The organism is Streptosporangium becharense (assembly GCF_014204985.1).
In the GTDB taxonomy this organism is placed as follows: Bacteria; Actinomycetota; Actinomycetes; order Streptosporangiales; family Streptosporangiaceae; genus Streptosporangium; species Streptosporangium becharense.
The window spans coordinates 1,348,460-1,371,166 of the sequence record NZ_JACHMP010000001.1 but is presented as its reverse complement, the minus strand read 5'-3'; the positions used below and the strand labels follow the sequence as shown (position 1 = coordinate 1,371,166).

The window sequence follows — 22,707 nt, the reverse complement described above, 5'->3', positions numbered from 1 at the left end:
GTCGATGACGGGGCCCGCGGACTTCGAGGGGGATGCGTCCGCGGGCCCCGGCGCCGCCGGTCAGGCGACGGGTCTGAGCATCTCCGACAGGGTCTTCCAGAGCGTGCCCGGAGTCCTGAAGGTCTCCATGGTCAGCGCCTCGTCCCGGAAGTGCACGCCGTACTCCTCCTCCAGACAGGAGAGCAGCTCGACGATGCCGAGCGAGTCGAGACCGAGGTCGGACAGGCCCGTGCCCTCCTCGATCCTCTCGTCGGGCGGCAGAAAGGGAAGCTGCCGGCGCAGGATCTCCTCGAACCGATCATCCCACATGGAAATCGATTTCCCTTCTCAGCGGGGAGTTCGTGTGGAAGGGGGCCGCGATCCGCGGGATTCACCCCAGGAATGGCGCCCATGCCGGGCGCGGCTGCGGTATCGGTTCCGCTGCCGTTCAAGCTAGCGCGGCGCCGGGGGGATGTCCACCGTTCCCGATGAAATACAGGAAATTGTTCCATCGCTTTCCGAGGAGGACGCCGAAATGACCGCGGACACTAATCCATATCCTAGGACGGAAATGAACGTGGAAACCTCATGTGCTCTCTACGCGCGTTTCCTGCGCGGTCTCGCGGCCTCCCCCGGCGGGGCGGCCTTCCGGGTGGGTGCCGACACCGCGACCTACGCCGAGGTGCACCGGACGGCGCTGCTGTGGGCCGGCGCGCTGCTGCGCCGGACCCCGGTGCCCCTCGGAGCCGTCGGGGTGCTCGCGGCGAAGGGGGCCACGGCCTACACGGGCCTGCTCGCCGGCCTGTACGCCGGGGTGACCGTCGTACCGCTCCAGCCGGACTTCCCGGCCGCCCGCACCCGGCAGATGATCGAGGCGGCGGGGGTGTCCGCGCTGGTCGTCGACGAGCGGGGCCGGGCACGGGCGGACGAGCTGCGCGCCGTGGGCCTGGACGTCGCGATCCTGGACCCGGCCGCCTCCCCGCCCGACCCCGCGCTCGCGCTCGCCCACCCGCGTCCGGTCGAGGCCGCCGACATCGCGTACGTGCTGTTCACCTCGGGGTCCACCGGCCGGCCCAAGGGGGTGCCGATCACCCACGGCAACACCGCCCACTACTTCGCCTTCCTGGACCGACGCTACGACTTCACCGCGGACGACGTCTTCTCGCAGACCTTCGACCTGACGTTCGACTGCGCGATGTTCGACCTGTTCTGCGCCTGGGGGGCGGGGGCCACCGCGGTCGCCGTGCCACCGCACGCCTACCGGGACCTGCCGGCCTTCCTGCGGGAACAGGAGGTCACGGTGTGGTTCTCCACGCCGAGCGCGATCGCCATGGTCCGCCGGAGGGGCGGCCTGGAGCCGGGCTCCATGCCCGGCCTGCGTTGGAGCATGTTCGCGGGTGAGGCGCTGAAGTGCGCCGACGCCACCGACTGGCAGCGCGCCGCGGACGCCTCGACGCTGGAGAACCTCTACGGGCCGACCGAGCTGACCATCACCATCGCCGGCCACCGCTGGAACCAGGAGACCTCCCCCGGTCTGGGCGTCAACGGCCTGTCGCCGATCGGCGCCGTCAACGACGGGCACGACCACGTCCTGCTCGACGAGGCCGGCCAGCCCTCGGACACCGAGGGCGAACTGTGGATCGCCGGGCCGCAGACCACCCCCGGCTACCTCGACCCGGCGGACGACGCGGGCCGGTTCGCCGAGCGCGACGGACGCCTGTGGTACAACACCGGTGACCGGATCCGCCGCGCGGCCAACGGCGAGCTGGTCTACCTGGGCCGGGCCGACGCCCAGGTCCAGGTGCAGGGCTGGCGGGTCGAGCTCGCCGAGATCGATCACGCCGTGTGCGGCTGCACGGGCGTCACCGACGCGGTGACCGTGAGCAGCACGATCAACGGCGTCACCGAGCTCGTCGTCTTCTACACCGGGACGCCCACGCGGCCGGCGGACCTCGCCGCCGAGCTCCGCAGGGTCCTGCCGCCGGGCATCATCCCCCGCCACTACCGGCACATGGACGAGTTGCCGCTCAACCCCAACCGCAAGGTCGACAGGGCGGGCCTGCGCGACCGGGCCGTCGACGTCCTGTCCGGTGCGGGAAAGGGCGCCTGAGCCGGCCGGAGGGCAGGCGCCCGAGCCGGCAGCGGGGCCGGTGCGGGCTCAGATGCCCGCGCGGGTCGCGGGAAAGGACACCCGACCCGGCCGGGAGAGCACCTTGGGCGGCATTCACGGAACCGTGGAAAGGAAATCGGCGAACCGACCCCGAAAGGTGACCTCCAAAGGCGACCCCAGCGTGATCCGGTGCCGGCCGATTTCTTTAGGGGGGCCTAGGGGTGTGGCTCACGCCAGGGGCCGGGGTAACGTTTCCGTGGATTTGTCTGGCCCCACCCGGTCGTATACGTGTGGGCCGCCGGAGGAAATTCCTTTCTCATTCGGAGACTGGAGAGTCATGGTGGACGGCTTGATTCCCGGGGCGCGGTCCCCGCGGTCGGATCTCATACACCAGTTGCTGGACGACGCCGCGGCCGACCGCCCGGCGGACCCCGCGGTCCGCGACTCGCGAGGCGGGTGGGACTACCGGCGGGTCGTCGAGCTCAGCCACGCCGTGGAGCGCTGGCTGGCGGACAACGGGGTGGACCCCGGCGACCGCGTGATCGTCCAGCTGCCCAACCGGCGGGAGACGGTCCCGATCGTCTACGGCGTCTCCCGGCGCGGTGCCGTCCTCGTGCCGCTGAACCCCGGGATGAAACCTTTCCATCTGCGCTCGGTGCTCGGCGACTCCGAGCCCGCGCTCGTCCTCGTCTCCGGCCAGGCGGGCGACGCGGCGCGGGAGAACGCGACCGTGCCGGTGCACGACATCGACGACGTCTGGGCCGATGTCGAGGCCCGCGTGGAGTCCTCGGGGTCCCCGGGGTCTTCGGGCCCGTCAGGGCGGGACGAGCCGGCCGGGGCCCGGGGCGAGGACGTCGCGATCCTCATCTACACCTCGGGCAGCACGGCCGCACCCAAGGCGGTGGTCTGCCCGCACGCCAGAGTCGTCTTCGCCGCCTCCGCCATCAACGCGGTGCTCGGCTACCGGCCGGGCGACGTGGTCTTCTGCCGGCCGCCGATGTCCTTCGACTACGGCCTGTACCAGATCTTCCTGTCCGCCCTCGGCCGCGCCGAGCTGGTGCTGGCCGGGGACGAGCCGGACCTGGTGCTGCTCAAGCAGATCCGCGAGTGCGGCGCGACGGTCGTGCCGATCGTGCCCTCGCTGGGCAGCATGATCGCGACCCTGGCCCGGCGGGCCCCCGGCTCCGCGCCCGCCGTGCGGATGTTCACCAACACCGGCGCCGCGCTGCCCGCCGCGACCATCGCGAACCTGCACGAGTCGTTCCCGGGTGCGCGGGTGGTGCGGATGTACGGCATCACCGAGTGCAAGCGCGTCACGATCATGGAGCCGGAGCTGGACCGCGAGCGTCCCGGGGCGTCCGGCAGGCCGCTGCCCGGCACCCGGGTGCTGATCCTGGACGATGCGGGACGCCCGCTGCCCGCCGGGGAGGTCGGCGAGATCGTGGTGGACGGGCCGAACGTGATGGCCGGCTACTGGCGCGACCCGGAGCTGTCCGCCCGCGCCTACCGTCCCGACCCGGAGACCGGCCGGACGCGCCTGCACACCGGCGACTACGGCTGGCTCGACCAGGACGGCTACCTCTACTTCGAGGGCCGGCGCGACGACATGTTCAAGCGCAGGGGCACCCGGATGAGCACCGTCGAGATCGAGGCCGCCGCGATGGACATCCCCGGCGTGCGGGCGGCGGTGGCGCTGCCCCCGGCCGGGGAACGCGACCTGGTGGTGTTCGTCGAGGGCGAGCTCGACCCGCACGCGGTCCTGCGCGAGCTGGCCCTGCGGCTGGAACCGCCGAAGGTGCCGGCGGCCTGTCACGTCCTGGACCGTTTCCCGCTGACCCTCAACGGCAAGAACGAACGCAAGCAGCTGACGCTGCTTCTGGAGGGGAGTGCCCCGTGAGCCGCCACGCCGACCTCGTCGCCCGCTACGGTTCCCCGCTGTACGTCTACGACCTCGACCGCGTCACGGCCGCCCGCGACGCCCTGCTGTCCTCGCTGCCGGAGGGCGTCGAGCTCTTCTTCTCCTTCAAGGCCAACCCGCACCCGGAGATCGCGCGGGCGTTGCGGGGGGACGGGCGGAACGGCTGCATGGCGGAGATCAGCTCCACCGGCGAGCTGGCCGCCGCGCTGGAGGCCGGCTTCGACGGCTCCCAGGTGCTCTACACCGGGCCGGGCAAGACCTACGCGGAGATCGAGGCCGCGGTCGACGCCGGGGTGGCCATGTTCTCGGTGGAGTCACCGACCGACCTCCAGCACGTGGGGGAGGTGGCCACCGGTCGCGGCGTGGTGGTCGACTGCCTGCTGCGGGTCAACAGCGCCACGTCGAGCGCGGCCACCAGCATCCGGATGACCGGCACGCCGTCGCAGTTCGGCATCGACAGCGAGACGCTGCCGGAGCTGATGCCCGAGCTGCGGACGGTGCCCGGCACCCGCCTGGCCGGGGTCCACCTGTTCTCGCTGAGCAACTCCAAGGACGAGGAGAGCCTCGTCGCGGAGTTTCGCAACACCATCTCGGTCGCCGCGCGGCTCGAACGGGAGGCCGGGCTGCCCATCCGCTTCCTGGACATCGGCGGGGGCTTCGCCGCCCCGTACCTGACGCCGGGCGAGCGGCCCGTCTACCCCAACCTCCGGGCGGAGCTCTCGGCCATCCTCGACGAGCACTTCCCCGCCTGGCGCGAGGGCACCCCGCGGGTGGCCTGCGAGTCCGGCCGACACCTGGTGGGCGACTGCGGCGAGCTGCTGTCCACCGTCGTCAACATCAAGGAGAGCCGCGGACGCAAGTTCGTCATCCTCGACGCCGGCATCAACACCCTCGGCGGGATGTCCGGCCTGGGCCGGCTGCTGCCGGTGTCGGTCCGCCCGGCCGAGGACGACCTGCCCGAGGGGGCCGGCCCCGCCGAGCAGGAGGTCGCGACCCTGGCCGGGCCGCTGTGCACCCCGGGCGACATCCTCGGCAAGAACGTGCGGCTGCCGGTGCTGAAGATCGGCGACGTGGTGGGCATCCCCAACGCCGGCGCGTACGGGATGACCGCGAGCCTGCTGATGTTCCTGGGGCGGCCCGCCCCCGCCGAGGTCGTGGTGCGCGGAGGCGAGGTCGTGTCCGCCTCCCGCATCGAGTTCGTCCGCACCTACCAGTGAGCGCTCCGGCCCCGGTGTCCCCGGGGCCGGGACGCGCGGAGCGAGACGGCTCGCTCCTCCCCGCCCGGGCCACGTGCCCGGCGCCTCTCATGTGACTTTGCCGTTTTATACGACTTTTCCATACGACGTGGAGTGTACGGATGAGCGAGTCCGAGCAGTTCGTTTCTGGCACCTCCGGCGCCCCGGACGGGGGATGGGGAGAGCCCTCGGCGTTCGCGCTCCGGCTGGCGGAGCTCCCCGCCGAGCGCCGGACCGGTTTCCTGGTCGAGATCGTGCACGACCTGACGGTCGAGATCCTGCGCACCGTGCTGCCGGACGCGCCGGACGCGGTCGATCCCCACCAGGCGTTCCAGGAGCTGGGCTTCGACTCGCTGGCCGCCGTGGAACTGCACGACCGGCTGGCCGAGACGCTCGGCGCCGAACTCCCGATGACCATCGCCTTCGACCACCCCACCCCGGCCGCCGTCGCCGCCTACCTGTACACCGAGGTGCTCGGCCTGGCCGGCGAGGAGACCGCCGAGATCCACGCCGCGGCCGGGTCCGACGAGCCGATCGCCATCGTCGGCATCGGCTGCCGCTACCCGGGCGGCGTCGCCACCCCCGAGGAGCTGTGGCGGCTCGTCGTCGAGGGCGGCGAGACGCTCACCGGGTTCCCCACCGACCGCGGCTGGGACCTGGAACGCCTCTTCGACGACGACCCGGAGACGCCCAACACCAGCTACGCCCGGGTCGGGCACTTCCTGCACGACGCCGCCGAGTTCGACGCCGCCTTCTTCGGGATCAACCCCCGCGAGGCCGAGGCGATGGACCCGCAGCAGCGCCTGGTCCTGGAGACCGCCTGGGAGGCCCTGGAGCGGGCCGGCATCGACCCGCGCTCGCTGCGGGGCAGCCAGACCGGTGTCTTCATGGGCGCCGAACCGCAGGACTACGGTCCCCGCCTGGACAAGGCCCCCGGCGACGTCGAGGGATACCTCGTCACCGGCAACGCCCCCAGCGTGGTGTCCGGGCGTGTCGCCTACACCTTCGGGCTGGAGGGCCCGACGCTCACCGTCGACACCGCCTGCTCGGCCTCCCTGGTCGCCATCCACCTGGCCTGCCAGTCGCTGCGGACCGGTGAGACCTCGCTCGCCCTGGCCGGCGGCGTGACCGTGATGTCCACCCCCGGCACCTACACCGCGTTCAGCCGCCAGCGCGTGATCGCCGCCGACGGCCGCTGCAAGGCGTTCGCGGCCTCCGCCAACGGCACCGGCTTCTCCGAGGGCGTCGGCGTCATCGTGGTCGAGCGGCTGTCGGACGCCCTCCGCCGGGGTCACCCCGTGCTGGGGGTCATCCGCGGGTCGGCGATCAACCAGGACGGCGCCAGCAGCGGCCTCACCGCGCCGAACGGACCGTCGCAGGAGCGCGTCATCCGCCAGGCGCTGGCCAACGCCGGGCTCTCCAGCGGGGACGTCGACGCCGTCGAGGCGCACGGCACCGGGACCAAGCTGGGCGACCCGATCGAGGCGCACGCGCTGCTGGCCACCTACGGACGCGACCGCGGCGACGCCCCGCCGCTCCGGCTGGGCTCGATCAAGTCGAACATCGGCCACACCCAGGCCGCCGCGGGCGTGGCCGGCGTGATCAAGATGGTCATGGCGATGCGGCACCGGCTGCTGCCCCGCACCCTCCACGTGGACGAGCCGTCCCCGTACGTCAACTGGTCGCTCGGCGCGGTCGAACTGCTGACCGAGCACCTGCCCTGGGACAAGACCGGCGCCCCGCGCCGGGCCGGCGTCTCCTCCTTCGGTGTCAGCGGCACCAACGCCCACGTGATCATCGAGGAGCCCGTCGCCCAGGACGAGCCGGCGGCCGGGGAGGCGCCCGCCGCCCCCGCCGGCGTGGCCGTCGCCGAGGGCGAGGCCGTCCCGGCCGCCGGCGACGGGGCACGCCCCGTCGCGGTGCCCGTGGTGGTCTCGGCCAAGGGCAGGCAGGCGCTGCGGGCGCAGGCGGCCCGCCTGGCGGCCCACGTGGCCGCCCGGGAGGACCTGACGCCGATCGACCTCGGCCACTCGCTGCTGACCACCCGCTCGGAGTGGGAGAACCGCGCGGTGGTCGTCGCCGGCGACCGCGAGGAACTGCTCGCCGGCCTGGCCGCCCTGGCGGAGGGGGAGTCCGCCCCCGGCGTCGCCGAGGGGGTCGCCACCGCCGAGCGGCGTCCCGTCTTCGTCTTCCCCGGCCAGGGGTCGCAGTGGGCCGGGATGGCCGTCGAACTGCTCGACTCCTCACCGGTCTTCGCCCGGCGCATGCGGGACTGCGCCGCCGAGATCGAGACCTACGTCGACTGGAAGGTCCTCGACGTGCTGCGCGGTCAGCCCGGCGCGCCGTCCCTGGACCGGCTGGAGGTCCTCCAGCCGGTGCTGTTCGCGGTGATGGTGTCGCTCGCCGCGCTGTGGGAGTCCTTCGGCGTCCGCCCGGCCGCCGTGGTCGGCCACTCGCAGGGCGAGGTCGCCGCCGCGTACGTGGCGGGCGGCCTGACGCTGGCCGACGCGGTGCGCGTGATCGTGTTGCGCAGCCGCCTGTTCGCCGAGACCCTGGTCGGCAAGGGGGCGGTCGCCGCGATCGCGCTGCCGTCCGCCGAGGTCGAGCGGCGGCTCGCCCGCTGGCACGGCAAGCTGTCCGTCGGCGGCAAGAACGGCCCCTTCTCCTCGACGGTGGTCGGCGACGCGGACGCGCTCGCCGAACTGGTCGCCGAGTGCGAGGCCGCCGGGGTGCGCGCGCGGATCGTCCCGTCCACGGTCGCCTCGCACTGCGCGCAGGTCGAACCGCTGCGCGAGCGGCTGCTGGAGATGCTCGCCCCGGTGTCGCCCAAGAGCGGGGACATCCCGTTCTACTCCACGGTGACCGGCGGCCTGCTCGACACCGCGGAGCTGACCGCCGAGTACTGGTTCCGCAACGCCCGCCACCCCGTGGAGTTCCACCAGGTCGTCCAGACGCTGCTGGCCGACGGGCACCGCGTCTTCCTGGAGTCCAGCCCGCACCCGGTGCTGGCGATGAGCGTCCAGGACGCGATCGACGAGACCGGCGTCGAGGCCGCCGCCTCCGGCTCCCTCCGCCGTGACGAGGGCGGGCTCCGCCGCTTCCTCACCTCCGTCGCCGAGGTCTACACCCGCGGCGTGCGGGTCGACTGGGAGCCGGTGTTCGCCCCGTACGGGCCGCGCCGGGTCGAGCTGCCGACCTACGCCTTCCAGCACCGGCGTTACTGGCTGGACGTCGCGACCCCGGTCGGCGACGTCACCTCGGCCGGCCTGGTCGCCGTCGAACACCCGCTGCTGGGGGCGGCCGTGATGCTCGCCGACTCCGACGGCGTGCTCCTCACCGGTCGGTTGTCGCTGCGGACGCATCCGTGGCTGGCTGATCACGCGGCGTCGGGGACGGTGTTGTTCCCGGGGGCGGCGTTCGTGGAGCTGGCGGTGCGTGCCGGTGATCAGGTGGGGTGCGGGGTGGTGGAGGAGCTGACGCTGCGGGCGCCGTTGGTGCTGGGCGAGGGCGGCGGGGTGCGGTTGCAGGTGTCGGTGGGGGCGCCGGACGGGGCGGGGCGTCGTGCGGTGGGGGTGTATTCGCGGTCGGAGGAGGCGGCGGTGGATGCGCCGTGGGTGTGTCATGCGGTGGGGGTGGTGGTGGCGCCGGGGGTGGCGGAGGTGTTCGATCTGGTGGAGTGGCCGCCGGTGGGGGCCGAGCCGGTGGATCTGGCGGGGGTGTATGAGCGGCTGGCGGGGCGGGGGTATGGGTACGGTCCGGTGTTTCGGGGGTTGCGGGCGGCGTGGCGGCGGGGTGGGGAGGTGTTCGCGGAGGTCGCGTTGCCGGAGGGGGTGCGTGGGGAGGCGGAGCGGTTCGGGGTGCATCCGGCGTTGCTGGATGCGGCGTTGCATGCGGAGTCGTTGTTGGAGACCGCGGATCAGGGGGTGAGTCTGCCGTTCGTGTGGTCGGGGGTGTCCCTGTACGCCACCGGCGCCGCCACCGCACGGGTACGGCTCTGGTCGGACGGCCCTGACACGGTGTCGCTGCGGCTGGCCGACGCCTCGGGTGCCGCCATCGCCTCGGTGCGGTCGCTGGTGTCGCGGCCGGTCTCGACCGAGCAACTGGCCGCGGCCTCCGCCGCCCACCGTGACGCGTTGTTCCGTCTCGACTGGGTCACCGTGCCCGCGGTGGAGGAGGTCTCCGCGGGGGGTGTGGCCGTGCTCGGTCCTGACTCCTTCGGTCTGGCCGCCGGGTTGCGGGCGGCGGGGGCGGAGGTCGCGGAGTTCGCCGGTCTGGACGCCCTGGCCGGTGCCGGGACCGTCCCCGGCGTGGTGTTCACGACGTTCGGCACCGGGGACGATCGCGACGACGTGGCGGGTGCGGCGCACGCCGCCACCCGGCGGGCGCTGGAGCTGGTGCAGGGGTGGCTGGCCGAGGAGCGGCTGGAGACGGCGAAACTCGTCGTCGTCACCCGCGGCGCCGTCTCGACCGGCCCCGGCGAGAACGTGCACGACCTGGTGAACGCCCCGGTGTGGGGCCTGCTGCGTGCCGCGCAGTCGGAGAACCCGGACCGGGTCGTGCTGGTCGACGTGGAGGACGGGCCGGTGCCGGGGTCGGCGGTGCGGGCGGCGGTGGCGTCGGGTGAGCCGCAGGTGGCGGTGCGGTCGGGGGCGGTGCTGGTGCCGCGGTTGGCGCGGGCGGCTTCCGGTGGTGGGCTGGTGCCGCCGGCGGGGGTGGCCGAGTGGCGGCTGGACGCTCCGGTGAAGGGCAGTCTGGCGGATCTGGCGCTGGTGCCGGCTCCGGAGGCGGCGCGTGCGCTGGGGCCGGACGAGGTGCGGGTCGCGATCCGCGCCGCCGGGCTCAACTTCCGCGACCTGGTCGTCACCCTCGGCATGGTCCCCGAGAACGACGAGCCGATCGGCGGTGAGATCGCCGGAACCGTGCTGGAGGTCGGGGCGGACGTCGCCGACCTGGCCCCGGGCGACCGGGTGATGGGCCTGCTGGACGGGGCGTTCGGTCCGGTCGGGGTCACCGACCGGCGGCTGCTCGCGCCGATCCCCGACGGCTGGACCTACGAGACGGCCGCGTCCCTGCCCGTCGTCTACCTGACCGCCTACTACGGCCTCGCCGACCTCGCGAAGCTGCGCGCCGGCGAGTCGGTGCTGGTGCACGCGGGTGCGGGCGGGGTGGGCATGGCGGCGGTGCAGCTGGCCCGGCACTTCGGTGCCGAGGTGTTCGCCACCGCGAGCCCGGCCAAGTGGGAGGTGCTGCGGTCGCTGGGGCTGGACGGGGAGCACATCGCGTCCTCGCGGGATCTGGAGTTCGAGGGGCGTTTCCTGGAGGCGACCGGCGGGCGGGGGGTGGACGTGGTGCTGAACTCGCTGGCCCGCGAGTTCGTCGACGCCTCGTTGCGCCTGCTGCCCCGCGGCGGCCGGTTCCTGGAGCTCGGCAAGACCGACCTGCGCACCCCCGGCGACGTCGCCGCGGCCTGCCCCGGTGTCTCCTACCTCCCGTACTCGCTGATGGAGGCCGGCTACGACCGCCTGCACGGCATGTTCGCGGAGGTGCTGGGGCTGTTCGGGCGTGGGGTGCTGGAGCCGTTGCCGGTGCGGTCGTGGGATGTGCGCCGGGCTCCGGAGGCGTTCCGGTTCCTGTCGCAGGCCCGGCATGTCGGGAAGATCGTGTTGACCGTGCCGGGGGTGTTCGATCCGGCCGGGACGGTGCTGGTGACCGGGGGGACCGGGACGCTGGGTGGTCTGGTGGCGCGGCATCTGGCGGGGGTGCACGGGGTGCGGCATCTGGTGTTGACCAGCCGGCGCGGGCATGACGCGCAGGGGGTGGCGGAGTTGGAGGCGGAGCTGGCCGGGCTGGGGGCGGAGGTCACGGTGGCCGCGTGTGATGTGGCGGATCGGGAGGCGTTGGCCGCGCTGTTGGCGGCGGTTCCGGCCGATCGGCCGTTGACCGGGGTGGTGCACACCGCCGGCGTCCTCGACGACGGTGTGATCGGGACGCTCACCGCCGACCGGCTGGAGACCGTGCTGCGGCCCAAGGTGGACGCGGCGTGGCACCTGCACGAGCTGACCCGCGGTCTCGACCTGTCGGCCTTCGTGCTCTACTCCTCGGCCGCCGGGGTCTTCGGCGACGCCGGGCAGGCCAACTACGCCGCCGCCAACGCCTTCCTCGACGCGCTGGCCGCGCACCGCAGGGCCCACGGGCTCCCCGCCACCTCACTGGCCTGGGGCTTCTGGGAGCAGCGCAGCGGCATGAGCACGCACCTCACCGACGCCGACGTGGCCCGCATGGAGCGGTCGGGCGCCCGCGCGCTGTCGTCGGAGGAGGGCATGGCCCTGTTCGACGCAGGCCGCGCGCTCGACGAGGCCCTGCTGGTGCCGATCCACCTGGACCTCGCCGCGCTGCGCACCCGCACCGACACCCTGCCCGCGCTGCTGCGCGGACTCGTCCGCACCTCCACCCGCCGTGAGGTGACGGCATCCGCGACCCCCGCCGACGGCTCCCCCCTGCAGCAGCGGCTCGCGGGCCTGCCCGAGACCGAACGGGACCGCATGCTCGTCTCGCTGGTCCGCGCGCAGGCCGCCACCGTGCTCGGCTACTCCGACACCGACGCGGTGGAGTCCACCCGCGCCTTCAAGGAGCTCGGCTTCGACTCCCTCACCGCCATCGAGCTGCGTAACAAGATCAACGCCGCCACCGGGCTCCGCCTGCCGGCCACCCTCGTCTTCGACTACCCGACACCCGCCGCGCTGGCCGAGCACCTGAAGGAGCGGCTGCTCGGCGCCACCGCCGGCACCACCGCCACCGCCCCCGCCGCGCCGGACGCGCGGGCCGTCACCGCCCCGGCGGACGACGACCCCATCGCCATCGTGGCCATGAGCTGCCGCTACCCCGGCGGCGTCGACTCGCCGGAGGCGCTGTGGCGGCTGCTGGCCGAGGGCGGGAACGCCATCTCCGAATTCCCCACCGACCGGGGCTGGGACCTGGAACGGCTCTTCGACCCCGACCCCACCCGGCACGGCACCAGCTACGCCCGCGAGGGCGGCTTCATGCACGACGCGGGACAGTTCGACGCCGGCTTCTTCGGCATCTCGCCCCGCGAGGCCCTGGCCACCGACCCGCAGCAGCGGCTGCTGCTGGAAGCGTCCTGGGAGGTGCTGGAGCGGGCCGGGATCGCCCCGGACACGCTCAAGGGCAGCGCGACCGGCGTGTTCGTCGGAGCCACCGCCACCGGTTACGCCACCGGGCTGGCCACGCTCCCTGAGGGGGTCGAGGGCTACCTGCTGACCGGCAACTCCAGCTCGGTGATGTCCGGCCGCGTCTCCTACGTGCTCGGCCTCGAGGGACCCGCCGTAACGGTCGACACCGCGTGCTCGTCCTCGTTGGTGGCGCTCCACCTGGCATGCGACTCCCTGCGCCGCGGCGAGAGCACGCTCGCGCTGGCCGGCGGCGTGACGGTGGTGTCCACCCCCGAGCTGTGGGTGGAGTTCAGCCGCCAGCGCGGCCTGGCCCCCGACGGCCGGTGCAAGGCGTTCGCCGAGGGCGCCGACGGCACCGTCTTCTCCGAGGGCGTCGGCATGGTCGTCCTGGAGCGGTTGTCGGACGCGCGCCGCAACGGCCACCCGGTGCTGGCGGTGGTGCGCGGCAGCGCGGTCAACCAGGACGGGGCCAGCAACGGCCTGTCCGCCCCCAACGGCCCCTCCCAGCAGCGGGTCATCCGCCGCGCTCTGGAGAACGCCCGCCTCACCCCCGGCGACGTCGACGCCGTCGAGGGCCACGGCACCGGCACCACCCTGGGCGACCCGATCGAGGCGCAGGCGCTGCTGGCCACCTACGGCCAGGACCGCCCCGCCGACCGGCCGCTCTGGCTGGGCACGGTCAAGTCGAACATCGGCCACACCCAGTGCGCCGCGGGCGTCGCGGGCGTCATCAAGATGGTGCTCTCCATGCGCAACGGCGTGCTCCCGCGCACCCTGCACGTGGACGCCCCCTCCTCCCACGTCGACTGGTCGGCGGGTGCGGTGTCGCTGCTGACCGAGCCGGTCGAGTGGCCCGACAGCGGCCGTCCCCGCCGGGCCGGGGTGTCGTCCTTCGGCATCAGCGGCACCAACGCGCACGTCATCCTGGAGCAGGCCCCGGCCGACGTCCCCGGCGAGGCCGACACCGCCGGGGACGGGCGGCGCGACGGTTCGACCGCCAGGACCGCCGCGACGCCCGCCGCCGAAGAGGCCGCCGCGGAGACCGGGACCGTGCCGGACGGGGCCGTGCCGGACGCGACCGCCGGGCTGCCGCTGCCGGTGCTGGTCTCCGCGCGGACCGAGGACGCCCTGACGGCCCAGGCCGAGCGGCTGCGGGAGTTCGTGACGGAGCGCGGGGACCTCGCGCTCGGCGACCTCGCCTACTCCCTCGCGACCACGCGCACGGCCCTGGACCACCGTGCGGTGGTCGTGGGCGGGGACCGTGCCGGGGTGCTGGAAGGGTTGTCGGCGTTGGCGGGCGGCCGGTCGGGCCCCGGGGTGGTGCGGGGCCGGGCCGGTGAGGGCCGGTTGGCGGTGTTGTTCTCCGGGCAGGGCAGTCAGCGTCCCGGGATGGGCCGGGTGCTGGCGGGGGCGTTGCCCGGGTTCGCCGCGCACCTGGAGGAGGTGTGCGCGCATCTGGACGGGCATCTGCCGCGTCCGTTGCGGGAGGTGATGTTCGCCGATCCGGGTAGCGCGGAGGCGGCGTTGCTGGATCAGACGGTGTTCACGCAGGCGGCGTTGTTCGCGGTGGAGGTGAGCCTGTTCCGCACCCTGCAGGGGTGGGGGCTGGTGCCGGACTATCTGCTGGGGCATTCGATCGGGGAGCTGGCCGCGGCGCAGGTGGCGGGGGTGTTCTCGCTGGCCGATGGGTGTGCGCTGGTGGCGGCGCGGGGCCGGTTGATGCAGGCGCTGCCGGAGGGTGGGGCGATGCTGGCGGTGCGGGCGGCCGAGGCGGAGGTGGCCGGGGTGCTGGCCGAGGTCGATCCCGAGGGGGTGCGGGTCGGGATCGCGGCGGTCAACGGCCCGGCCGCCGTCGTGGTGTCGGGGGATGTGGACGTGGTGGAGCGGGTGGGTGCGCGCTTTGCGGTGTTGGGCCGTAAGAGTCGCCGGTTGCGGGTCAGTCATGCGTTTCATTCGCCGCGGATGGAGCCGATGCTGGCGGAGTTCGAGGCGGTGGCCGCGGGGGTGGCGTACGGGCCGGCGCGGTTCCCGATCGTGTCGAACGTGACCGGGCGGGTGGCGGGGGAGGAGTTGGGCGGCGCGGGGTATTGGGTGGCGCATGTGCGGCGGGCGGTGCGGTTCGCCGACGGGGTCGCGTCTTTGCGTGCGGCCGGGGTGGGGGTGTTCGTGGAGGTGGGTCCGGACGGGGTGTTGTCGGCGATGGGCCAGGACTGTGTCTCGGCCGGGTCCGATACCGAGACCGAAACCGCGGCCGGTTCCGGCCTCGCCGCTGCCGGGGCTGCCGGTGAGGTGGTGTTCGTGCCGGTGTTGCGTCGGGATCGGGACGAGGTGGCGCAGGTGGTGTCGGCGGTGGGTGCGGTGCACGCGGCCGGGCACGCGGTGGACTGGGAGACGTTCTTCACCGAGGTGTCCGGGCCGCGGGCCCCGCGCCGGGTCGAGCTGCCCACGTACGCCTTCCAGCACCGCCACTACTGGCTGGAGACCGGCGGCGCCGTCGCCGGGGACGCGACCGGCTTCGGGCAGGTCCCGGCCGAGCACCCGCTGGTCGGTGCGGTGGTGGCGCTGCCCGAGTCCGGCGGCGCCGTCCTCACCGGGCGGGTCTCGCTGACGAGCCACCCCTGGCTCGCCGACCACACCATCCTGGGCACGGTGCTCGTGCCGGGCACGGCCTTCGTCGAGCTCGCCGTGCGGGCCGGCACCCAGGTCGGCTGCGAGACGGTCGAGGAGCTGACCCTCCACGCGCCGCTGGTCCTGCCGGCCAAGGAGGGGGTCGCGCTCCAGGCGGTCGTCGGCGCCGCCGACGACACGGGCCGCCGCACCCTGTCGCTGTACTCCCGGACGGGCACCGGAGAGGAGTCCTGGACCCGCCACGCCACCGGCGTGCTGGCCCCGGCCTCCCCGGCGCCGTCCTTCGACCTGGCCGAGTGGCCGCCGCCCGGCGCCACCCCCGTGGACCTCACCGGCCTGTACGAGCGGCTCGCCGCCGAAGGCGCCGGATACGGCCCGGCCTTCCAGGGCATGCGCGCGGCCTGGACCCGTGGCGAGGAGGTGTTCGCCGAGGTCGCGCTGCCCGACGACCTCGCCGCCGACGCCGCCGGGTTCGGCATCCACCCGGCCCTGCTGGACGCCGCCCTGCACGCCGTCGAGCTCGGCGGGCAGCCGGCGGAGGATCGGCCGGTGGAGCTGCCCTTCGCCTGGAGCGAGGTCGCGCTGCACGCGACCGGTGCCTCCGCGGCGCGGGTGAGGGTCGTCAGGGACGGGGCGGACGCCGCCTCGCTCCAGGTGGCCGACGGCACCGGTGCCCCGGTGGTCACGATCGGCTCGCTGGCCATGCGTCCCGTCTCCGGCGACCAGCTCGGCGCCGCCCGGGACGCGCACCGCGAGTCGCTCCACCGGGTGCGCTGGACGTCCGTGCCCGCCGGTGCCGCCACCGGCGACTGGGCGATCCTCGGCACCGGGCACACCGGGCACACCGGGGACGTCGGTGACGTCGGGGACGAGCTGGGCCGGGCGTTGCGCTCCGCCGGGTTCGAGGCCCGTTCCGTCGCCGATCTCGACGCGCTGCGCACCCTGCCCGCCCGGCCGGCGACCGTGCTGCTTCCCGTCCCCTCCGGCGGGGACGGCTCCGGAGGGGACGGCGACGCCGCCGCGCCGGAGGCCGCGCGGGCCGCGACACTCCGGATGCTGGACCTGCTCGGCGCGTGGCTCGCCGACGAGCGCCTCGCCGGGACGAGGCTGGCGGTGGTGACCCGCGGCGCCGTCCGCGCCACCTCCGACGACGGCGCGCCGGACCTCGCCCAGGCGTCCCTGTGGGGCCTGGTCCGCGCCGCCCAGGCGGAGAACCCGGGCCGGTTCCTGCTCCTCGACATCGACGGCGGCGACACCTCCTACCACGCGCTGCCCGGCGCGCTGGAGGCCGGGGAACCCGAGCTGGCGCTGCGCGGCGGGCAGGCGCTGGCCCCGCGCCTCGGCCGGGCGACCCCGGAGGGCACGCTGGAACCCCCGGCCGGCGCGGGCGCCTGGCGCCTGGAGATCACCCGGCCGGGCACGCTGGACAACCTCGCCCTGACGCCGTGCGACGCGGCCGACCGGCCGCTGGAGCCGGGCCAGGTGCGGGTGGCGATCCGCGCCGCGGGCCTGAACTTCCGCGACGTCATGATCGCCCTCGGCATGTACCCCGACCGGGCGGACCTGGGCGCCGACGCCGCGGGCCTGGTCGTCGAGGTCGGGCCGGGCGTCACCCGGCTCGCCCCCGGCGACCGGGTGATGGGCCTCATCGACGCGGGCTTCGGCCCGTACGCCGTGACCGACCACCGGATGGTCGTGCGGATGCCGCGCGGGTGGACCTTCGCCCAGGCGGCCTCCGTGCCGGCCGTGTTCGCCACCGCCTACTACGGCCTGGTCGACCTGGCCGGCCTGGAGGCGGGGGAGAAGGTGCTCGTGCACGCCGCCGCCGGCGGCGTGGGCGTCGCCGCGGTGCAACTCGCCCGCCACCTGGGCGCCGAGGTGTTCGGCACGGCCAGCGACGGCAAACGGGACGCGCTGCGCGCGCTCGGCCTGACCGGCGACCGCGTCGCCTCCTCCCGCGACCTGGGCTTCCGGGAGAGCTTCCTGCGGGCCACCGGCGGGGACGGCGTCGACGTCGTGCTCAACTCGCTGGCCGGCGACTTCGTCGACGCCTCCCTGGACCTGCTGCCCCGCGGCGGCCGGTTCGCCGAAATGGGCAAGACCGACATCCGTCGCCCGGAGGAGGTCGCGTCCCGGCACCCCGGCGTCGCGTACCGGGCGTTCGACCTGTCCGACGCGGGACCGGACCGGACCGCGGAGATCCTGGCCGAACTGGTCCGGCTGTTCGAGCGGGGGGCGCTCACCCCGCCCCCCGTCCGGGCCTGGGACGTGCGCCGCGCGCCGGAGGCGTTCCGGTTCATGGCGCAGGCCAAGCACACCGGCAAGATCGTGCTGACCGTGCCCGCGCCGCTCGACCCGGAGGGGACCGTGCTCGTCACCGGCGGGACCGGCGGCCTCGGCGCGCTGGTCGCCCGGCACCTGGTGACCCGGCACGGCGCACGCCGCCTCCTGCTGGCCGGACGCCGCGGCCTGGAGGCCCCCGGGGCCGAGCGGCTCCGCGACGAACTGGCCGCACTGGGCGCCGAGGTCACCGTGGCCGCCTGCGACGTCTCCGACCGGGCCGCGCTGACCGCGCTGCTCGACGGCCTGCCCGCCGGGCACCCGCTCACCGCGGTCGTCCACACGGCGGGCGTCGTCGCGGACGGCGTCGTCGGATCGCTCACCCCCTCCCAGGTGGACGCGGTCTGGCGGCCGAAGCCGGACGCGGCCTGGCACCTGCACGAGCTCACCCGGGAGCTGGACCTGTCGGCGTTCGTCCTCTTCTCCTCCTCGGCGGGCACGCTGGACGGGGCGGGGCAGGGCAACTACGCCGCGGCGAACGCCTTCCTGGACGCGCTCGCCGAGCACCGCGGGATCACGGGCCTGCCCGGGGTCTCGCTGGCCTGGGGCATGTGGGACCCGCAGATCGGCGGCATGACCAGCGCGCTGGGCGAGACCGACCTGCAGCGGCTGCGCCGCTCCGGCCTGCTGCCGCTGTCGGCGGAGGCGGGAACCGCGCTGCTGGACGCGTCGCTCGAACTGGGCGAGGCCGCGCTGGTGCCGATCCGGCTGGACCTCGCGGCGCTGCGCTCCCGGGACGGGGAACCACCGGCGATGCTGCGCGGCCTGGTGACCGCCAGGACCCGCCGGGCGGCCCGCGACGCCACCCCGGAGCAGACCGGCCCGTCGCTGCAGCGGCAACTGGAGGCGCTGCCCCCCGCGGGCCGCGACCGGCTCCTGCTCGACCTGGTCCGCACCCACGTCGCCGCCGTCCTCGGGTACGCCGACGAGAACGCGGTCGACGCGGTCCTGCCGTTCAAGGAGCTGGGCTTCGACTCGCTGACCGCGGTGGAACTGCGCAACCGGCTCGGCTCCGCCACCGGGGTGCGGCTGCCCGCCACCCTCATCTTCGACTACCCGACGCTGGCCTCGGTCGCCGGCCACATCAAGACCGAGCTGGTCGGCGAGGAATCACCGGCGGCGGCGCTGGAGGCGGAGCTGGCCAGGCTGGAGCACGCCATGGAGACGGCCCTGGCGGACCCGGCCGAGCACGACAGGATCACCGCCCGTCTGAAGGACCTCACCTCCCGGTGGGCCGGAGCGCGTCCCGGGGAGCCGGGCGAGCGGGACGGGGCCGAACTGGCCTCGGCGACCGCGGACGAGCTGTTCGACATCCTCGACAGCGAGCTGTGAGGAGCCACGACCGGGGGTGGGCTCCTCGCGTCACGCGCGAGGAGCCCCTTCCCCGGGACAACCGGACCCTCACCACCACCACCCGCCGGAGGAATGAGGTGAATGGCACCTCAGGCCGATGTGATGTCTATGATCCGCTAATTACGCTTCGCCCCATGGACGCCCAAGGGATTCGCACGGAGAACGAAGGAGCCGACGAGATCGTCCGGCTCGACTCGGTACGAAAGACCTACCGGAGCGGCACGGGCCAGGTGGTCGCGCTGGGTGGTGTGACGATCGGCTGCCCGCGCGGCAGCCTCACCGCGATCATCGGGCCGTCCGGGTCCGGCAAGAGCACACTCCTGCAGTGCGCCGCCGGGCTCGACCGCCCGACCTCCGGGACGGTCCTCCTCGACGGGGAGGACCTGACCGGGCTCGACGAGGCGGCGCTGACCAGGCTGCGCCGCGACCGGGTCGGCTTCATCTTCCAGACGTTCAACCTGCTGCCCGCCCTGGACGTGGAGGAGAACGTCACCCTGCCGCTGTCGCTGGCGGGCCGCAGACCCGACCCGTCCCTGCTGGTGGACGTGATGCGGCGGGTCGGCCTGGCCGGTCACACGCGCCACCGGCCGGCCGAGCTGTCCCCCGGGCAGCGGCAGCGGGCGGCGATCGCACGGGCCCTGATCACCCGCCGTACGGTGATCTTCGCCGACGAGCCGACCGGCGCGCTGGACGCCCGCGACAGCGGAGAGATCCTGGACCTGCTGCGGGACACGGTGCGCGAGACCGGTCAGACGGTGCTCATGGCCAGCCACGATCCCCTGGTCGCCTCCTACGCCGACCGCGTCGCCTTCCTGTCCTGCGGCCGCATCATCGACGAGCTGAACCTCCCGATGGACAGGGCCGTGGCCCGGCGGATGACCCATCTCGGCCTCTGGGACCGGCTGCCGGACGAGAAAGGGGAGGATGTCGGCTGATGTGGCGCCTCGCCCTGCGCACCCTGTCGTTCCGCAAGGACCTCTTCACCGCCGTCTTCACCGCGATGTTCCTCTGCGCGGTGATCCTCTCCGCCGCGGGGACCCTCACCGAGACCGGTCTCCGCAAGATCGTGCCGCCCCAGCGGCTGGCCGGCGCGGCCGTCGTGGTGACCGGAGACCCCTCCTACGCCCTGCCCGAGGCCGGCCCGCGCGACGAGGACGTCGAGTGGGTGCGCCTGACCGAGCGCGTACGGCTCGACGCCGTCCTGCTCGACGTGGTGCGCGCGGTCCCCGGCGCGGCCGGCGTGGTCGGCGACCTGTCCTTCCCGGCCACCGTCCTCCGGGGCGAGCGGCCCTCGGGGACCGGCCACGACTGGAGCTCCGCGGCGCTCACGCCGTACGAGCTCGACGTGGGCGTCCCGCCGGCCGGTCCCGGCGAGGTGGTGCTCGACGCCGCCCTCGCCGGCCGGTCCGGCACCCGGCCCGGCGACCGGGTCGAGGTCGCGGTCGGTGGCGTCACCGAGACCTACCAGGTGACCGGCGTCGCCGCACCCGCGACCGGCCGCGCGGTCACCGAGGCCGCGATGTTCTTCTCCGCGGCCGATGCGCGGCGCCTGACCGGGCACCCCCGGTCGGTCGACGCGATAGCCGTGGTGCCCGCCCCCGGCGTCGACGCCGGGGAGCTCCGGCAACGGATACGGGCCGCGCTGCGCGGCCACCCCGCACTGGTGCTGACCGGCGACGACCGCGGCATCGCCGAGTTCCCGCAGGGAAGGGACGGCGGTGACAACCTCCTGCTCATCTCCGGGGTGACCGGGGGGATAACGCTCCTGGTCGCCCTGCTCGTCGTGGCGGGCACCCTGCGGCTCTCCGTCGAGCACCGGATGCGGGAGATGACGCTGCTGCGGGCGATGGGCACACCCCCGGGACGCATCCGCCGCATGGTGCTGGGCGAGGCGGTCACCGTGTCGGCGCTCGCCGTACTGCCGGGCTGCCTGCTCGGCCCGCACCTCGGCCGGTGGCTGTTCGACCGGCTGGTGGCCGACGGGGTGGTCCCCGGGGTGATGCCGCTCCAGCAGAGCTGGATCCCGGTGCCGGTGGCCGCCGCGGCGTGCATGCTCGCCGCGGCCGCCGCCGCCTACCTCCCCGCCCGGCGGGCCTCACGGGCCCCGAACGTCATGGAACCCGGCGGCGCCGTGCTCCGGGACCGCCCACCCGGACCGGTGCGGCCGGCGATCGTCCTGGTCTGCCTCGGCGGCGGCGCCGCGCTTACCCTGTCCGCGGCGCTGGCGCCTCGCCCGCCCGCGGTGAGCGTCGTCTGCCTGACCGTGCTCGCCCTGGCGGTGGGGCTGACCCTCATCGCGTCCCGCATCACCGGGGCGATGACCGAGCTGCTCCGCAGGCCGGTGCGGGCCCTCTTCGGCCAGACGGGACACCTCGCCATCCTCAACGCGCGGGCACGGACCGTCCGCATGGCCGCCGCGATCACGCCCATCATGCTCGTCACCGGGATCGCCCTGTCCAACGTCTACCTCCAGACGACCCAGGCGGACGTGGCCGAGCGCGCCTACATCAAGAACCTGCGGGCCGACGCCGTGCTCACCGCGGAGACCGGCGGGCTGGCCCCCGCCCTGCTCGGCAGGGTCCGGAGCCTTCCCGGTGTCGCGGGCGCCTCGGAGTTCGTGACCGGCACCGCGTTCCTCGAACACCCCCACGACGCCTGGCAGAGCGAGGACGGCTGGCCGGTCCAGGGGATCAGCGGGGAGGACGCCGGGCACGTCACCGCGTTCACCCTCACCTCGGGCACGCTCACCGGCCTGCGCGGCAACACCGTCGCGCTCGCCGAGGGGCACGCGCGCCAACTCGGCCGAGGTCTCGGCGACGTGGTCAGGATGCGCCTGGGCGACGGCCACGCGGTCGACCTGCGGCTGGTCGCCCTGTTCTCGGCACGCCCGGGAGCCGAGACGATCCTGATGCCCGCCGGACTGCTGGCCGCCCACACCACGGCCGGCCTGCCGCCGCAGATCCTCGTCCGCGCGGCCTCCGCCGCCGACGTCCCCGGGGTGACCGCCGCCCTCGCCCGGTCGGTCGCGGCCGTGCCGGGACTGCGGGTGACCGACGGCGGGGTGCTCACCGCCGTCCACACCGACCAGCAGCGCACGCGGGCGTGGGTGAACTACCTGTTCATCGGGACGACCGTCGTCTTCGTCGTGATCTCGGTCGTCACCACCCAGGCCGCGGGGGCGGCGCGCCGGTGCAGGGAGTTCCGGCTCCAGCGGCTGATCGGCTCCAGCCGGGGGCAGATCCTGCGGATGGTGGGGATCGAGGGCGTCCTGGTCGCCGTCATCGGCGTCGGCCTCGGCACCGTCTTCTTCATGCCGGCCCTGCTGCCGTTCACCATCGCCACCAACGGGTCCCCGCTGCCCTCCGGGCCGGTGTGGATCTACGTCATCGCGGTCTGCGCCGCCGCCCTGTCGGCGTTGATGGGGGCCCTGTCACCGACCTGGCTGATCATCCGTCCACGCCCCGCCGCGGCCGGCCCGGCCGACGGGTGACCGGGGGCCCGCGGGGGCGGGTGGCCGGGGGCTCGCGGGGGCCCGCTTTCCAGGGCCCCTCGGGTCCGCCTGCCCGGCCTGCCGGCGGGTGACCGCAGGGGATCCGTCCCCCGGGCCCCTCAGGTCCGCCCTCCCGGCCCGCTCCCCGGCCCGCGCGTAGGGGTGACCCCGTCCCCCTCTTTCCGCCACCCCCTTTCCAGGGGGTGGCTTCCGCGTGTCCGCCCTGCTCCGCCCCGCTCCCGCGGACGGCGCCGCGGGGGCCGGGCCGGGCAGGCCACAGGGGCGGCGCAGGGGTGGCCTAGGGGTCGGTTCCGCGGCCCGCCCGTATGTACCGTGCTAATTGATTCGGCGCGGGAAACGGCGCACGGAAGATTCCCGGGCGGAGTATTCCAGGGCCGTGCCGGAACCCGCGCGGTGAAACGCCGCCGCGGAAAACCACAGCGAATTCGAAAAACGGTCCCGGA

General features: G+C 74.5%; 7 protein-coding genes. 6 read left to right on the top strand and 1 reads right to left on the bottom strand.

The window, feature by feature from the left end; translation table 11 throughout:
* Positions 1–60 precede the first annotated feature (60 nt).
* A complete protein-coding gene (locus tag F4562_RS05795; protein WP_184544072.1) occupies positions 61–309 on the bottom strand; it encodes an acyl carrier protein in 249 nt (82 codons plus the stop codon).
* Between the two features lie 241 nt (positions 310–550).
* Here F4562_RS05795 and F4562_RS05790 point away from each other — a divergent pair, with 241 nt between their 5' ends.
* From F4562_RS05790 to F4562_RS05765, 6 genes are all read left to right on the top strand, one after another.
* Positions 551–2,089, top strand: a complete 1,539-nt coding sequence (locus tag F4562_RS05790; protein WP_184544074.1) for an AMP-binding protein — start codon at positions 551–553, stop codon at positions 2,087–2,089.
* Between the two features lie 394 nt (positions 2,090–2,483).
* The gene (locus F4562_RS05785; RefSeq protein ID WP_246473357.1) at positions 2,484–3,986 is read left to right on the top strand and encodes an AMP-binding protein; all 1,503 of its coding nucleotides are present in this window, start codon (positions 2,484–2,486) and stop codon (positions 3,984–3,986) included.
* The gene (locus F4562_RS05780) at positions 3,983–5,224 is read left to right on the top strand and encodes a type III PLP-dependent enzyme domain-containing protein (protein ID WP_184544078.1); all 1,242 of its coding nucleotides are present in this window, start codon (positions 3,983–3,985) and stop codon (positions 5,222–5,224) included. The genes F4562_RS05785 and F4562_RS05780 overlap by 4 nt, the downstream gene beginning before the upstream one ends.
* Positions 5,225–5,364: 140 nt before the next feature.
* Positions 5,365–18,732 carry a type I polyketide synthase gene (locus tag F4562_RS34635; RefSeq protein ID WP_184854763.1) on the top strand — a complete coding sequence of 4,456 codons (13,368 nt, stop codon included), beginning with the start codon at positions 5,365–5,367 and terminating at the stop codon, positions 18,730–18,732.
* Between the two features lie 155 nt (positions 18,733–18,887).
* On the top strand, positions 18,888–19,688 hold the full coding sequence (locus F4562_RS05770) for an ABC transporter ATP-binding protein (protein WP_184549009.1): 801 nt from the start codon (positions 18,888–18,890) through the stop codon (positions 19,686–19,688).
* Positions 19,688–22,243, top strand: a complete 2,556-nt coding sequence (locus tag F4562_RS05765) for an FtsX-like permease family protein (RefSeq protein WP_184549011.1) — start codon at positions 19,688–19,690, stop codon at positions 22,241–22,243. The genes F4562_RS05770 and F4562_RS05765 overlap by 1 nt, the downstream gene beginning before the upstream one ends.
* The last annotated feature ends 464 nt before the right edge of the window (positions 22,244–22,707 follow it).

Coding starts and splice junctions, on each gene's coding strand:
- F4562_RS05790 (WP_184544074.1), top strand. CDS start 551: ATGAACGTGGAAACCTCATGTGCTCTCTACGCGCGTTTCCTGCGCGGT.
- F4562_RS34635 (WP_184854763.1), top strand. CDS start 5,365: ATGAGCGAGTCCGAGCAGTTCGTTTCTGGCACCTCCGGCGCCCCGGAC.
- F4562_RS05770 (WP_184549009.1), top strand. CDS start 18,888: ATGGACGCCCAAGGGATTCGCACGGAGAACGAAGGAGCCGACGAGATC.
- F4562_RS05765 (WP_184549011.1), top strand. CDS start 19,688: ATGTGGCGCCTCGCCCTGCGCACCCTGTCGTTCCGCAAGGACCTCTTC.
- F4562_RS05795 (WP_184544072.1), bottom strand. CDS start 309: ATGTGGGATGATCGGTTCGAGGAGATCCTGCGCCGGCAGCTTCCCTTT.